The organism is Streptomyces altiplanensis (genome assembly GCF_053591575.1).
In genome coordinates, this window is record NZ_JBSFUB010000001.1 from 122,998 (window position 1) to 135,645 (window position 12,648).

The following is a 12,648-nucleotide window of genomic DNA, read 5'->3' on the forward strand; positions in this document are numbered from 1 at the left end:
CGTGACTCAGGCAGTGGCCGGAGCCGACGGCGCGGTCGCTTCGTCGGCCGTGGCCGTCACGGGCGTCGGCTCGGCGGATGCCGCGGCCCCCGCCTCGCGCTCGTCCGCAGCCGCGCGTATGGCGCGCCACGCGGACTCCGCCGCCTGCTGTTCCGCTTCCTTCTTGCTGCGGCCGGTGCCGGTGCCGTACGAGACACCACCGACGCGGGCAGCAGCAGTGAAGGTCTTCTCGTGGTCGGGTCCGGTCTCCGAGACGAGGTACTCGGGTACGCCGAGGCCCTCGCTCGCGGTGAGTTCCTGGAGACTGGTCTTCCAGTCCAGGCCCGCACCGAGGCTCGAAGACTTCTCGATCAGCGGATCGAAGAGCCGGTGCACCAGTTCCGATGCGGCTTCGAGACCCTGGTCGAGGTAGACCGCACCGATCACCGCTTCGAGGGTGTCGGCCAGGATGGATGCCTTGTCCCTGCCGCCCGTGCCCTCTTCGCCCCGGCCGAGCCGGATGAAGGAGCCGAGTTCGAGGCCGCGGCCCACCTCCGCGAGTGCACGAGAATTGACCACCGCGGCCCGCAGTTTGGCCAGCTGGCCTTCCGGCAGATCGGGGTGGGTCCGGTACAGCGTGTCCGTGACCACCAGGCCGAGCACGGAGTCCCCGAGGAACTCCAGGCGCTCGTTGGTGGGCAGACCGCCGTTCTCGTACGCGTACGAACGATGGGTCAGCGCACGCACCAGAAGGGCGGACTCGAGCTGATACCCGAGCCGCCCTTCCAGAAGCGTGTGGGACGAGGCCGTGTTCTCCGCCGGCTTCTTGGCGTTGTCCGCCTTGGCGTCAGACATCGTGCCTCTCACCAGCCGCTCAGACCTCGAGGACCTGGCGCTTGTTGTACGTGCCGCAGCTCGGGCACGCGATGTGCTGGAGCTTCGGCTCCTGGCAACGCTCACACGAAACCAGGGTGGGGACCGCAGCCTTCCACTGCGACCGGCGGTGGCGCGTGTTGCTGCGCGACATCTTCCGCTTCGGAACAGCCACGGCTACTTCTCCTGCTTCTCGTCGACGCCCGACTCGGCGGCGTCGCCAGTGTTGTCCTTCTCGCCGTCCTGGATGGTCCCGGCGAGTCCTTGCAGTGCCGCCCAACGGATGTCGACGGCGTCATGGTTGTGATCGGGGTCCTCTTCCAGCCTGATCCCGCACTGCGGGCACAGGCCGGGGCAGTCCTCCCGGCACACCGGCTGCATCGGCAGTGCAAGCACCACCGCATCACGCAGCACGGACTCGAGGTCGAACAGGCCGTCCTCGAGGTAGAGCGTGTCCTCGTCGTCCTCGTCGTCGTCGGCCGGTTCCGCTTTTGCGCGGCCCCGGTCATCGGCGGCAGGGTACGAGAACATCTCCTGGAAGTCCGCTGCAACGTCGAGCTCCAGCGGCTCCAGACACCTTACGCACTCCCCCTTGGCCGTCGCACGGGCGGTGCCTGTGACAAGCACCCCTTCCATGACGGATTCGAGGCGGAGCTTGAGATCCACCGGTGCGCCCTCGGGCACTCCGATGACCCCGTCGAGACCGAGGTCCTTGGGGGCGCCCACCGAGCGGGTCAGCCGCTGGAGCGCACCGGGACGCCGGCCCAGCTCGTGTGTGTCGAACACGAGGGGGTTGCGGTGGTCGAGGTGGGCGTTCAGGGGTCTTCCTGCTTTCGGTTCGCTGTGGGGGGCCACCATGTCGCTGTCGCGGAAGCGAAGCGGGCAGCAGTGATCGCGGGCATACGCGCGACCGAAGAGCCAGGATACTTGACGCTTCGCTCAGGGCCCAATCCGGACCCCGGCGCCCTACCGCCCCTGTTCGTACTCCCGCAGCTGATCGAGGTCGATCATGCTGGTGTCGAAGAGGCTGGTCTCGTCGAGCGCGGCCTGTTGCTGCTGGGGCTGCCCGGTCATCTCCGGCTGCCCGCCGTAGCCCTGGTCGTAGCCCTGCTGCTGGTAGGCGTAGGGGTCCTGCTGCTGGTACGCGTACGGATCGTGCTGCTGCTCGGCGTACGGGTCCTGCGGCTGCTGGTACGTGTAGGGGTCCTGCTGCTGCTGGTACGCGTACGGGTCGTACGGCTGCTGCGCGGGGATCTGCGGCGCGTGCACGGCCTGCTGCGGCTCGGCCAGGTCGGCGAGGAAGTCCGCGTCGCTGCTGTGCTGCTGCCCCGCCTCGTCCTGGGCCACCATGTGGGCGCCGAGCTCGTCCGAAGCCACCCGTCCGTGCAGTTTCTGCCGGCCGCGGCCGACCGCGTCGAGGGTCTTGGAGAGCACGGCCTCGAAGGCACCGAGCTTGGTGTCGACGTACTCGTCCGCGCGCCGCCTCAGCGTCTCCGGGTCGTGGCTGCGCTCCGGGGCCTCCTCGTCGACGTAACCGTGGTCGTCCAGACCGGGGCCCCTGCCGAGCAGCTTCTCGCGGCCGCGGTCGACGGAGCCGAGGGTCTTGGTGAGGACGACTTCGAAGTTGGCGAGCTTGGAGTCGACGTACTCGTCGGCCTCGGCGCGGATCTCCTCCGCCTCACGGCGGGCCTCGCCGAGGATGCGGTCGGCCTCCTCCTGGGAACGCCGGGCGATCTCGGTGTCGGAGATCAGCGAACCGCGCTGGGCGTGCGCCGACTCGATGATTCGCTCGGCCTCCTGACGGGCCTGCTCGGCCAGCTGCTCGCGGTCGCCGATCAGCTCCTGGGCCTGCGCGAGGGAGCCGGGGAGGGCTTGGCGCACCTCTTCGAGCATCGACAGGAGATCGGCGCGGTTGACCACGCACGAGGCCGACATGGGCATGGACCGGGCGCTGCCGACCGCCTCGACGATCTCGTCGAGCTTCTTCTGCACGTCCACCGTGTGCTCGCCACCTGTTCTTCCGGCTGGAGACGGACGGGACGACTGTACGGGCAGTCGGCCCCCGTCCGACACCTGGTGACGTTCCGTCAGATCGTCACTTCTTCGCGAGACGCTCGGTGAGCGCGCCGAGGACCCTCGGGGGGACCAGGTGGGAGACGTCGCCGCCCCAGGCCGCGACCTCCTTGACCAGGCTGGAGGAGAGGAAGCTGTAGGTGGGGTTGGTGGGGACGAACAGGGTCTCGACGCCCGAGAGGCCGTTGTTCATCTGGGCCATCTGCAGCTCGTAGTCGAAGTCGCTGACCGCGCGCAGGCCCTTCACGATGGCCGGGATGTCGCGCTCCTTGCAGAAGTCGACGAGGAGGCCGTGGAAGGACTCGACCTCGACGTTGCCGAACTCGGCGGTGATCTCACGGATCAGGTCGATCCGTTCCTCGATCGTGAACAGTCCCTGCTTCGACTGGTTGATCATCACCGCGACGTGTACGACGTCGTACAGCTTGGAGGCGCGGGCAATGATGTCGAGATGTCCATTGGTGATCGGGTCGAATGACCCGGGACAGACTGCGCGGCGCATCTGAAGTCCCTCGCTCTCCGGTCCGGTCATCGTGCGTCTTCGCACGTAGCGGCGGCGCGACCGTACCAAAGCGTCCCCTCGCCGTAGCGACGGGCCCGCAGTGGCTCGAATCCCTTGGGCCACTTGAATTCGCCGCCTCTTGTGCTGCGCTCCACGGTGGCGACGGCATCGTCCGTGAGCCAGCCCTGGGTGCGGAGTGTGAGGAGGATCTCGCGAAGATCGTCGTCGGTGACGGCGTACGGCGGGTCGAGGAACACCACGTCGTACGGCGTTTCGGGGGCCGGGCCCGTGACGATCTGCTCCGCCTTGCCCGCCCTGACCTCGGCGCCGGGCAGGCCGAGCGTACGGACGTTGTCCCGGACGGTACGGGCGGCCCTGCTGTCGGCCTCGACGAGCAGGGCGTGCACGGCGCCGCGGGACAGCGCCTCCAGGCCCACGGCGCCCGAGCCCGCGTACAGGTCGGCGATCCTGGTGCCTTCGAGCGTGCCGAGCAGCGACTCCCAGGTGGAGAAGAGGCCCTCGCGCGCGCGGTCGGATGTGGGGCGGGTGCCGTTGCCCGGCGGGACGGCCAGGCGGCGTCCGCCGGCCGTGCCGGCGATCACGCGGGTCATGGGTGTCGGGTCCTAGGGTCGTGTGCGGTGGACGGGTCATGAGCGGAGGGGATACCGCTCCACTCATTGTCAGCCCTTGTCGAGATACTGCTCCCTCTCCTTGTCGAGAAGAGCGTCGAGGGCGGTGCGCAGCTCGGGGAGCCGTTCGAGCTCGGGGTCGTCGGCGACGACCGCGACGGCCTCCTCGCGGGCCGCCACGATGACCTCCTCGTCCTCGATGACGGCGAGCATCCGCAGGGACGATCTGACACCGGACTGGGCCTGGCCGAGTACGTCGCCCTCACGGCGCTGTTCGAGATCGATGCGGGACAGCTCGAAGCCGTCGAGGGTGGCGGCCACCGCGGAGAGGCGGGCGCGGGCCGGGCTCGCCTCGTGCGCCTCGCTGACCAGCAGACACAGCCCGGGGGCCGCGCCGCGCCCCACCCGGCCGCGCAGCTGGTGCAGCTGCGACACGCCGAACCGGTCGGCGTCCATGATCACCATCGCGGTGGCGTTGGGGACGTTCACGCCGACCTCGATGACGGTGGTGGCGACCAGGACGTCCGTCTCGCCCGCGGAGAAGCGGCGCATCACGGCGTCCTTGTCGTCGGGCTGCATCCGTCCGTGCAGGACTTCGACGCGCAGGCCCTTGAGCGGCCCGGCGGCGATCTGCTCGGCGATCTCCAGGACCGCGAGCGGCGGCCGCTTCTCGGGGTCCTCCTCGGCCTGCTTCTTCTTGGCGGCCCCGGCGGCCTTCGGGTCGTCGTCGCCGTCGCCGATGCGGGGGCAGACGACGTACGCCTGGTGTCCGTTCTCCACTTCCTCGCGCACGCGCTCCCACGCGCGGGCGAGGAAGTGCGGCTTGTCCTTGGCGGGGACGACGTGGGTGGCGATGGGCGAGCGGCCGGCCGGAAGCTGGTCGAGGACCGAGGTCTCCAGATCCCCGAAGACGGTCATCGCGACCGTGCGCGGGATCGGGGTCGCCGTCATCACCAGCAGGTGCGGGGGCTGCTTGCCCTTGGAGCGCAGGGCGTCGCGCTGCTCGACGCCGAAGCGGTGCTGCTCGTCGACGACGACCAGGCCGAGGTCGTGGAACTGCACCTTGTCCTCGATCAGCGCGTGCGTACCGATGACGACGCCCGCCTCGCCCGTCACCAGGTCGAGGAGGGCCTGGCGGCGGGCGGGCACGCCCATGGAGCCGGTGAGCAGTACGACCTTGGTGCCCTGCTCCGCGCCGCCGAGCATGCCGCCCTCGGCCAGCTCGCCCATCATCTCGGTGATCGACCGGTGGTGCTGCTGGGCGAGCACCTCGGTGGGCGCGAGCATCGCGGCCTGGCCGCCCGCGTCGACGACGGCGAGCATGGCGCGCAGCGCGACCATGGTCTTGCCGCTGCCGACCTCGCCCTGGAGGAGGCGGTGCATGGGGTGGTCGGTGGCCAGGTCGTCGAAGATCTCCTTGGAGACCTTCTGCTGGCCGTCGGTGAGGGTGAAGGGCAGCTTGGCGTCGAACGCGTCGAGCAGGCCGCCGGGGGCGGGCCTGCGGGCGACGGCCGGGAGCTGGGTGTCGGCGAACCGGCGCCGGGCGAGCGCCACCTGGAGGACGAACGCCTCGTCCCACTTGAGACGGTCCCGCGCCTCGGCGATGTCCGCCTTCGTGCGCGGGCGGTGGACCTTGCGGAACGCGTCGGGCAGGTCGGTGAGCCCGCGGTCCCGGCGCAGGGCGGGCGGCAGGGGGTCGGCGATCCCCTGCCAGTCGGTGGCCTCCATCGAGGCCAGGACCACGTCGACCGTCTTGGCGATCTTCCAGCTCTCCATCTGGGAGCAGGCCGGGTAGAGCGGGATCAGCTGGTTCGCCCAGGCTTCGACGGCATCGGCGCCGCTGTCCTTGCCGAGCATTTCGTACGCCGGGTGGGAGAGCTGGCGGATGTTGCGGAACATGCCGACCTTGCCGGAGAACATGCCGCGGCGGCCCGGCAGCAGTTCCTTCTGGTGGTGGTAGATCGACTTGCCGAAGAAGACCAGCTGGAGCCGTCCGCTGCCGTCGGTGAGGGTCACCTCCAGGCGCTGGCCCTTGCCGTTGTTGAACCGCAGGACCCGGGCGTCGGCGACCTGGGCGACCACGGTGGCGTGCTCGTCGAGCGGGATGTCGGCGAGCTGGGTCAGCTCACCGCGCTCGGCGTACCGCCGGGGGTAGTGGTGCAGCAGGTCACCGACCGTGTGCAGGTCGAGGTGCTCGGCCATCACCTTCGCGGTGGTGCCGCCGAGCGTCTTCTTGAGTGGTTCGTCGAGCGCGGGCACGGGACCCATTGCACACCACGCCACTGACAACAAGCCACGCTCCCCCGCGGGAGGCGCCGCTCCCGGGGCCGGACGGGCGGGAAAAGCGCTACTCGACGCCGATCAGGAGGGGGGACGACTGGCGGCCGCCGTCGTACGCCACCGTGTCCACCGCCAGGTGGGACTCCCGGACGTGCGCCTCCAGGTACTCCGCCAGGCCCTCCGGCGCCGCCTCCCCCAGGACCAGGGTGACCATTTCGCCGCCCGCCGCCAGCATCCGGTCCAGGACCGTGCGGGCCGCCGCCGTCAGGTCGGAGCCGATCACGACCACGTCGCCGTCGATCAGGCCGAGCACGTCGCCGGCCTGGCAGATGCCGGCCATCGTCCAGGACTGGCGTTCGGCGACGGTCAGTTCGCCGTAGCGGGTGGCGCCGGCCGCCGACGTCATCGCGACGACGTCCTCGTCGAAGCGGCGCTCCGGTTCGTGGACGGCGAGGGCCGCGATGCCCTGGACCGCCGCGCGGGTCGGGATGAGGGCGACCCGTACCCCTTCGGCACGGACCTGTTCCGCCGCCGCGGCCGCGGTGTGCCGCAGGTCGGCGTCGTTGGGCAGCAGGACGACCTCGCGCGCGTGGGCGCGCCGGATCGCCTCCGCCAGTTCCCCGCTCGCGGGCGGCTCCCCCGGGCGCGCGAGCACCGTGGTCGCGCCGGCCTCCGCGCACAGTCCCGCGAGGCCTTCGCCGGGGACGACCGCGACGACCGCGCGCTGGGCGCGTTCCCGGGGCGGCGCGATCCGGTCGGCGGCGAAGTGCGTGATGCGGATCCGGTACGGCCGACCGGCCTCGACGCCCGCCTCCACCGCGGCGCCCGCGTCGTCGACGTGCACGTGCACGTTCCACAGGCCGTCGCCGCCGACGACGACGAGCGAGTCCCCGAGTCCGTCGAGCCGGGTCCGCAGCCGGGCCACCGCCGCGTCGTCCGCCTCCAGGAGGTAGATCACCTCGAAGGCGGGGCCGCCCTCCGGCACCGCGTCCGCCCGCTCCACGTCCGCCGGGCAGCCGTCGGCGGCGGGCAGCGGCGCGGGCGCTTCCCGTTTGCGTACGGCGACGGCCTCGCCCGAGACCGCTTCGACCAGGGCGCCGAGCACGGCCACCAGACCCCGCCCGCCCGCGTCGACGACGCCCGCGCGGCCGAGCACGGCCAGCTGGTGGGGGGTCGCGTCGAGTGCGGTGCGCGCCCCTTCGTACGCCGCGCGCGCCACCTCGGCGGGGGTGGTGCCCGTGCTCCCGGCGGCCGTGGCGGCGGCGGTGGCGACGGTGAGGACCGTGCCTTCGACGGGGTGCGCGACCGCCTGGTACGCCGATTCGGCGGCCCTGCGCAGCGCGCGGCGCAGACCGTCGGCGTCGGCGGCGCCGACGGACAGCACCTGCGCCATGCCGCGCAGCAGCTGCGCCAGGATGGTTCCCGAATTGCCCCGGGCGCCGATGAGGGCGCCGTGCGCCATCGCCCGTACCGCGTCCGCGAGAGCGGGCCCCGGGGCCTGCGCGGCTGCGGCGCCGGTGACGGTCTCGTGCGCGGTGAAGACCGCTTCGACGGCCTGGGCGGCGGATTCCACGGTCAGGTAGAGGTTGGTGCCGGTGTCCCCGTCCGCGACCGGGTAGACGTTGATCGCGTCGATTTCCTCGCGGGCCCTGCCCAGCGCCTCCAGGGCCAGCGAGCACCAGGTGCGTACCGCGACGGCGTCGAGGGTCTGCGGCACCTGGCGTCCTCCTTGAGAGCGGGTTGCACCGCAGGGTAGTCGCGCGATGCGCCGCGCAGGAGGCGGGGGCGGAGCCGGGGGACCGGACGGGGGGCCCGGGAGCCGTGGTAGTTTCGTTGTACGGGAGCAGCCGATGTATGCTGCTCCGGTTGCCCGATGAAAATCGGGACTTTCCCCCGGCTACGCCACTCGATTCTTCGATCCCGGCATGCCGGGATCCCTGTAAGTGCATCTGAAGTCTTTGGAGTGACCCGTGGCTGCCAACTGCGACGTCTGCGGCAAGGGGCCGGGCTTCGGCAACAACATTTCGCACTCGCACCGCCGTACGTCCCGTCGCTGGAACCCCAACATCCAGCGCGTGCGTGCAGTGGTCGGTCGGACGCCGAAGCGGCTCAACGCCTGTACCTCGTGCATCAAGGCCGGCAAGGTCTCGCGCTGACGTAACGCCAAGCGCGGCCACCTGCTGGTTGCTTAAGAACCGGCTCACCCTCGCGGTGGGCCGGTTCTTTTTTGTATCCGGACAAGCCCCGGTGCCTCGCTGACCTGCCGGGGGCGCCGAAGGGCTACTCCTGGCTGTTCCTGAGCCGCCAGCCGTGGTCGACCGGCCCGATCCCCGCACCGAGCGCGAACCCGGCGGCGATGGCCTCGGTCACGTACTCCTTGGCGGCGGCCACGGCCTGCGGCACGTCGAGCCCCTTCGCCAGACCCGAGGCGATCGCGGAGGCCAGCGTGCAGCCCGTCCCGTGGGTGTGCCGGTTGTCGTGCCGGGGAGCTCGGAGCCAGTGCTCCTCGGTGCCGTCCGTCAGGAGGTCCACCGCGTCGCCCGGCAGGTGCCCGCCCTTGACCAGCACCCAGCGGGGCCCGAATTCGAGCAGCGCTCCGGCCGCCCGCCGCAGACCAGCCTCGGACTCGACGCGTACGCCGGTGAGCTGGGCCACCTCGTCGAGGTTCGGGGTGGCGACGGTCGCCGTGGGCAGGAGCTTCGTCCGTACGGATTCGAGGGCCGAGGCGGCGAGCAGCGGGTCGCCGTGCTTGGAGACGCCCACCGGGTCGACGACCACCGGGGCCTCGGTCCCGGCCAGCAGTTCGGCGACCGTCCCGACGAGTTCGGCCGAGGACAGCATTCCGGTCTTCACGGCCTGTACGCCGATGTCGTCGACGACGCTGCGGTACTGGGCCCGTACGGCCTCCACCGGCAGGTCCCAGACGCCTTGCACGCCCAGGGAGTTCTGCGCCGTCACCGCGGTGAGCACGCTCATGCCGTGCACACCGAGGGCCAGCATCGTCTTGAGGTCGGCCTGGATGCCCGCACCGCCGCCGGAGTCGGATCCGGCGACGGTGAGGACGCAAGGAAGTATTCGCATACCTGTGAATCTAGTACGCCCCGGCTACGGGGCGGTCTCGATGTCGCCGAAGTGATCGTCCCCGAAGTGGTCCCAGCCGCCCTTGCTCGTCCAGGGCGCCCCGTCGACCGTCACCTGCGGCAGCGCCGACGGATTGAGGACCTCGCCGATCACCTTCCAGCGGGCGGGCAGCTTCGTGTCCGGCGGGAACGTCGCCACGATGGCGTGGTCCTCTCCCCCGGTCAGCACCCACTGGAGCGGGTCCACGCCCACCGCCTGCCCGATGTCCGACATCTGGCTCGGGATGTCGATGAGCCCGGACCGCAGGTCGATGCGGACCTTGCTGGCCTGCGCGATGTGCCCGAGGTCGGCGACGAGCCCGTCACTGACGTCGGTCATGGCGGTGGCGCCGAGCCCGGCCGCCGCGGGGCCGGCGTGGTACGGCGGCTCGGGGCGCCGGTGCGCCTCGACGAAGGCGCGCGGCGAGCGGAAGCCGCGCGAGAGGACCGCGAGTCCGGCCGCCGACCAGCCCAACCAGCCGGTGACGGCGACGACATCGCCGGGCTGGGCGCCGGACCGGGTCACCGGTTCGTGGTTGCGCAGATCGCCGAGCGCGGTGATCGCCACGGTGATGGTCTCGCCGCGTACGACGTCACCGCCGACGACGGCCGCGCCCGCGACCTGGCATTCGTCCCTGATGCCGTCCATGAGTTCGGTCGGCCAGCTGACCGGGAGTTCGGCGGGGACGACCAGGCCGAGGAGCAGCGCGGTCGGAACCGCGCCCATGGCGGCGATGTCGGCGAGGTTCTGGGCCGCGGCCTTGCGGCCCACGTCGTACGCCGTCGACCAGTCGCGCCGGAAGTGGCGTCCCTCGAGCAGGATGTCCGTACTCGCCACGACCCGCCGGTCGGGTGCGGCCACGACGGCGGCGTCGTCGCCGGGCCCCAGCCGTACCGCCGGGGTGGTGGTGAGCCGGGAGGTGAGCTTGTCGATGAGCCCGAACTCCCCCAGTTCACCCACAGTGCCCTTCATGGATGTGCCCCTTCTGCCCCAGTGCGCTTGCGGTCGCGAGCCATCACTGCTGTAGGTACCGTCAACACATACGTCAACTTCTGATCTCCGTACGCCACGCGCCGGACGACGACGGCCGCGCAGGTCTCCCCGCTGCCCGCGACGACGCGATACGGTGGCGTCTCTTTCCCCCCACATGATCCTCGTGGCCGCCCTGGAGGTTCCGTGGTACAGGCGTACATCCTCATTCAGACCGAGGTGGGCAAGGCGTCGACCGTCGCCGACCTCATCGGCAAGATTCCGGGAGTGATCCAGGCCGAGGACGTGACCGGACCCTACGACGTGATCGTGCGCGCGCAGGCCGACACCGTGGACGAACTCGGCCGCATGGTGGTCGCCAAGATCCAGCAAGTGGACGGCATCACCCGCACGCTGACCTGCCCGGTCGTGCACCTCTAGCCCCCGTCTACCCTTGGCCGGTGACCACTTCCCGCCGGCTGCTGTCGCTGTCGTCCGCCGCCCTGCTGCTTGCCGCATCCGGCTGCTCCTTCACGGACGGTGCCGTGGCGGTCCCGGTTCCCGCCCCGTCCTCGCGAGAGGCCGAGGTGTGCCGGGCGCTGCACCGTGAGCTGCCCGAGACCGTCGACGGGCAGGAGCGGCGCACCGCCGACCCGGAGTCGGACCTCACCGCCGTATGGGGGGATCCGGCGATCGTACTGCGCTGCGGCGTCCCCCGGCCGGAGAAGATGAGCGATCCGCAGGCGCAGGGGGTGGAGGCGGACGGCGTCAACTGGATGCTGGAACGGCAGGAGGACGGCGGCCCGCGGTTCACCACCACGTACCGCGAGGCGTACGTCGAAGTCACGTTCCCCGCGAAGTACGCCCACGACGTCACGCCGTTGGCGGCCTTCGCGGGGCCGGTGGAGAAGACGGTGCCGGACAGCCTCTAGCGCTGCCGCCCGGCCCCCGTCGTCAGCGCAGTCCCGTCGGGCGGCGCAGGGCGGCCTGGATCAGCCGGTCGACGAGCTCCGGGTAGGACACCCCGGTCTCCTGCCACATCCGCGGGTACATGGAGATCGGCGTGAAGCCCGGCATCGTGTTGATCTCGTTGATGACGAACTCGCCGCTGTCGAGCAGGAAGAAGTCGGCCCGTACGAGACCTTCGCAGGACGCGGCGTCGAACGCCTCGACCGCGAGCCGCCGCACCTCGGCGGTCTGCTCCTCGGTCAGCGGCGCGGGCACCAGACCGGCCGCCGAGTCGATGTACTTCGCCTCGAAGTCGTAGAAGTCGTGGGCCGTGACGGGCGGGATCTCGGCGGGCACGCTCGCGCGCGGCCCGTCCTCGAACTCCAGCACACCGCACTCGATCTCGCGGCCGCGCAGCAGCGACTCGACGAGGATCTTGGGGTCGTGGCGCTGCGCCTCCTCGATCGCCGCGTCGAGGCCGGACAGGTCGTCCACCTTGGTGATGCCCATCGAGGAGCCGCCGCGGGCGGGCTTCACGAAGAGCGGCCAGCCGTGCTCGCCGGCGAAGTCGACGATCTTCTTGCGGGCGGCGGAAGGATCGTTTTCCCACTCCCGGGGACGGATGACCTCGTACGGGCCGACCGGCAGCCCGAAGGAGAGGAACACCCGCTTCATGTACTCCTTGTCCTGGCCGACGGCCGAGGCGAGCACACCGGAGCCGACGTACGGGACACCGGAGAGCTCCAGGAGGCCCTGGAGGGTGCCGTCCTCGCCGTACGGGCCGTGCAGCATGGGGAAGACCACGTCGACCTCGCCCAGCGCCTTGGGCACCGAGCCCGGCTCGCTGTAGACGACTTCGCGGCTGCTCGGGTCGACCGAGAGCACCACGCCGCCCTCGGTCGACTCGGCGAGGTTCTCGACGCTCGGCAGCGTCCGGTCGGCGATGGCCATCCGGTCGGGCTCGTCGGCGGTCAGCGCCCAGCGGCCGTCCGTCGTGATGCCGATCGGCAGTACGTCGTACTTCTCCCGGTCGATGGACCGCAGTACGGCGCCGGCCGTGACGACCGAGATGGCGTGCTCGGAGCTGCGACCGCCGAAGACGACGGCCACCCGCGGCTTGCGGGACTCCTGCGCAGGGCTCTGGGGGAGGTTCTCGCTGCTCATATCGGGTTGAGACTACCGTGCACATCCGGTGCCGGGGAGTGCGGGCGCGACGCGGCGTGCTGCCCGGCCCCCCCGGGACCGGTGGCCGCAGGCCGCCGCGGCGCCTCGAAG

At 71.1% G+C, this 12,648-nt stretch carries 14 protein-coding genes; 3 read left to right on the forward strand and 11 right to left on the reverse strand.

The window, feature by feature from the left end; translation table 11 throughout:
* Positions 1-6: 6 nt before the first annotated feature.
* The 8 genes from rnc to ACWD0Y_RS00595 all read right to left on the reverse strand — a co-directional run bounded on the left by rnc (position 7) and on the right by ACWD0Y_RS00595 (position 8,101).
* Positions 7-834, reverse strand: a complete 828-nt coding sequence (gene rnc / locus ACWD0Y_RS00560) for a ribonuclease III (RefSeq protein ID WP_450258287.1) — start codon at positions 832-834, stop codon at positions 7-9.
* Between the two features lie 19 nt (positions 835-853).
* The gene (rpmF, locus tag ACWD0Y_RS00565; RefSeq protein ID WP_003965982.1) at positions 854-1,027 is read right to left on the reverse strand and encodes a 50S ribosomal protein L32; all 174 of its coding nucleotides are present in this window, start codon (positions 1,025-1,027) and stop codon (positions 854-856) included.
* 2 nt (positions 1,028-1,029) lie between these two features.
* Positions 1,030-1,710, reverse strand: a complete 681-nt coding sequence (locus ACWD0Y_RS00570) for a YceD family protein (RefSeq protein ID WP_450258288.1) — start codon at positions 1,708-1,710, stop codon at positions 1,030-1,032.
* 108 nt (positions 1,711-1,818) lie between these two features.
* Positions 1,819-2,850 carry a cell division initiation protein gene (locus tag ACWD0Y_RS00575; protein WP_450258289.1) on the reverse strand — a complete coding sequence of 344 codons (1,032 nt, stop codon included), beginning with the start codon at positions 2,848-2,850 and terminating at the stop codon, positions 1,819-1,821.
* Between the two features lie 97 nt (positions 2,851-2,947).
* Positions 2,948-3,427, reverse strand: coding sequence for a pantetheine-phosphate adenylyltransferase (gene coaD / locus ACWD0Y_RS00580; RefSeq protein ID WP_208857930.1), 480 nt, complete (start codon positions 3,425-3,427; stop codon positions 2,948-2,950).
* Between the two features lie 26 nt (positions 3,428-3,453).
* Positions 3,454-4,038 carry a 16S rRNA (guanine(966)-N(2))-methyltransferase RsmD gene (rsmD, locus tag ACWD0Y_RS00585; RefSeq protein WP_450258290.1) on the reverse strand — a complete coding sequence of 195 codons (585 nt, stop codon included), beginning with the start codon at positions 4,036-4,038 and terminating at the stop codon, positions 3,454-3,456.
* Positions 4,039-4,107: 69 nt separating this feature from the next.
* Positions 4,108-6,324: an ATP-dependent DNA helicase RecG gene (gene recG / locus ACWD0Y_RS00590; protein ID WP_450258291.1), complete on the reverse strand. Its 2,217-nt coding sequence runs from the start codon at positions 6,322-6,324 to the stop codon at positions 4,108-4,110.
* A 79-nt stretch (positions 6,325-6,403) separates the two neighbouring features.
* Positions 6,404-8,101, reverse strand: a complete 1,698-nt coding sequence (locus ACWD0Y_RS00595; RefSeq protein ID WP_450258340.1) for a DAK2 domain-containing protein — start codon at positions 8,099-8,101, stop codon at positions 6,404-6,406.
* A gap of 205 nt (positions 8,102-8,306) precedes the next feature.
* Here ACWD0Y_RS00595 and rpmB point away from each other — a divergent pair, with 205 nt between their 5' ends.
* On the forward strand, positions 8,307-8,492 hold the full coding sequence (gene rpmB, locus ACWD0Y_RS00600; RefSeq protein WP_093798831.1) for a 50S ribosomal protein L28: 186 nt from the start codon (positions 8,307-8,309) through the stop codon (positions 8,490-8,492).
* Between the two features lie 124 nt (positions 8,493-8,616).
* Here rpmB and thiD read toward each other — a convergent pair whose 3' ends face one another.
* Positions 8,617-9,417, reverse strand: a complete 801-nt coding sequence (gene thiD, locus ACWD0Y_RS00605) for a bifunctional hydroxymethylpyrimidine kinase/phosphomethylpyrimidine kinase (protein ID WP_450258292.1) — start codon at positions 9,415-9,417, stop codon at positions 8,617-8,619.
* 24 nt (positions 9,418-9,441) lie between these two features.
* Complete coding sequence (locus ACWD0Y_RS00610) at positions 9,442-10,428, reverse strand: thiamine-phosphate kinase (RefSeq protein WP_093798832.1); 987 nt, start codon at positions 10,426-10,428, stop codon at positions 9,442-9,444.
* A 204-nt stretch (positions 10,429-10,632) separates the two neighbouring features.
* Between ACWD0Y_RS00610 and ACWD0Y_RS00615 the strand changes: the two genes are divergently transcribed.
* Together ACWD0Y_RS00615 and ACWD0Y_RS00620 are read left to right on the forward strand one after the other, a co-directional pair.
* Positions 10,633-10,866, forward strand: a complete 234-nt coding sequence (locus tag ACWD0Y_RS00615) for an Lrp/AsnC family transcriptional regulator (protein WP_093798833.1) — start codon at positions 10,633-10,635, stop codon at positions 10,864-10,866.
* A 20-nt stretch (positions 10,867-10,886) separates the two neighbouring features.
* On the forward strand, positions 10,887-11,357 hold the full coding sequence (locus ACWD0Y_RS00620) for a DUF3515 domain-containing protein (RefSeq protein ID WP_450258293.1): 471 nt from the start codon (positions 10,887-10,889) through the stop codon (positions 11,355-11,357).
* A 22-nt stretch (positions 11,358-11,379) separates the two neighbouring features.
* On the opposite strand, the gene ACWD0Y_RS00625 is transcribed toward ACWD0Y_RS00620, so the two are convergent.
* Entirely contained in the window at positions 11,380-12,537 is a 1,158-nt protein-coding gene (locus ACWD0Y_RS00625) for a D-alanine--D-alanine ligase family protein (RefSeq protein ID WP_450258294.1), read from the reverse strand.
* Positions 12,538-12,648 lie beyond the last annotated feature (111 nt).

Coding starts and splice junctions, on each gene's coding strand:
- ACWD0Y_RS00570 (WP_450258288.1), bottom strand. CDS start 1,710: ATGGTGGCCCCCCACAGCGAACCGAAAGCAGGAAGACCCCTGAACGCC.
- coaD (WP_208857930.1), bottom strand. CDS start 3,427: ATGCGCCGCGCAGTCTGTCCCGGGTCATTCGACCCGATCACCAATGGA.
- rsmD (WP_450258290.1), bottom strand. CDS start 4,038: ATGACCCGCGTGATCGCCGGCACGGCCGGCGGACGCCGCCTGGCCGTC.
- thiD (WP_450258292.1), bottom strand. CDS start 9,417: ATGCGAATACTTCCTTGCGTCCTCACCGTCGCCGGATCCGACTCCGGC.
- ACWD0Y_RS00610 (WP_093798832.1), bottom strand. CDS start 10,428: ATGAAGGGCACTGTGGGTGAACTGGGGGAGTTCGGGCTCATCGACAAG.
- ACWD0Y_RS00625 (WP_450258294.1), bottom strand. CDS start 12,537: ATGAGCAGCGAGAACCTCCCCCAGAGCCCTGCGCAGGAGTCCCGCAAG.
- recG (WP_450258291.1), bottom strand. CDS start 6,324: ATGGGTCCCGTGCCCGCGCTCGACGAACCACTCAAGAAGACGCTCGGC.
- rnc (WP_450258287.1), bottom strand. CDS start 834: ATGTCTGACGCCAAGGCGGACAACGCCAAGAAGCCGGCGGAGAACACG.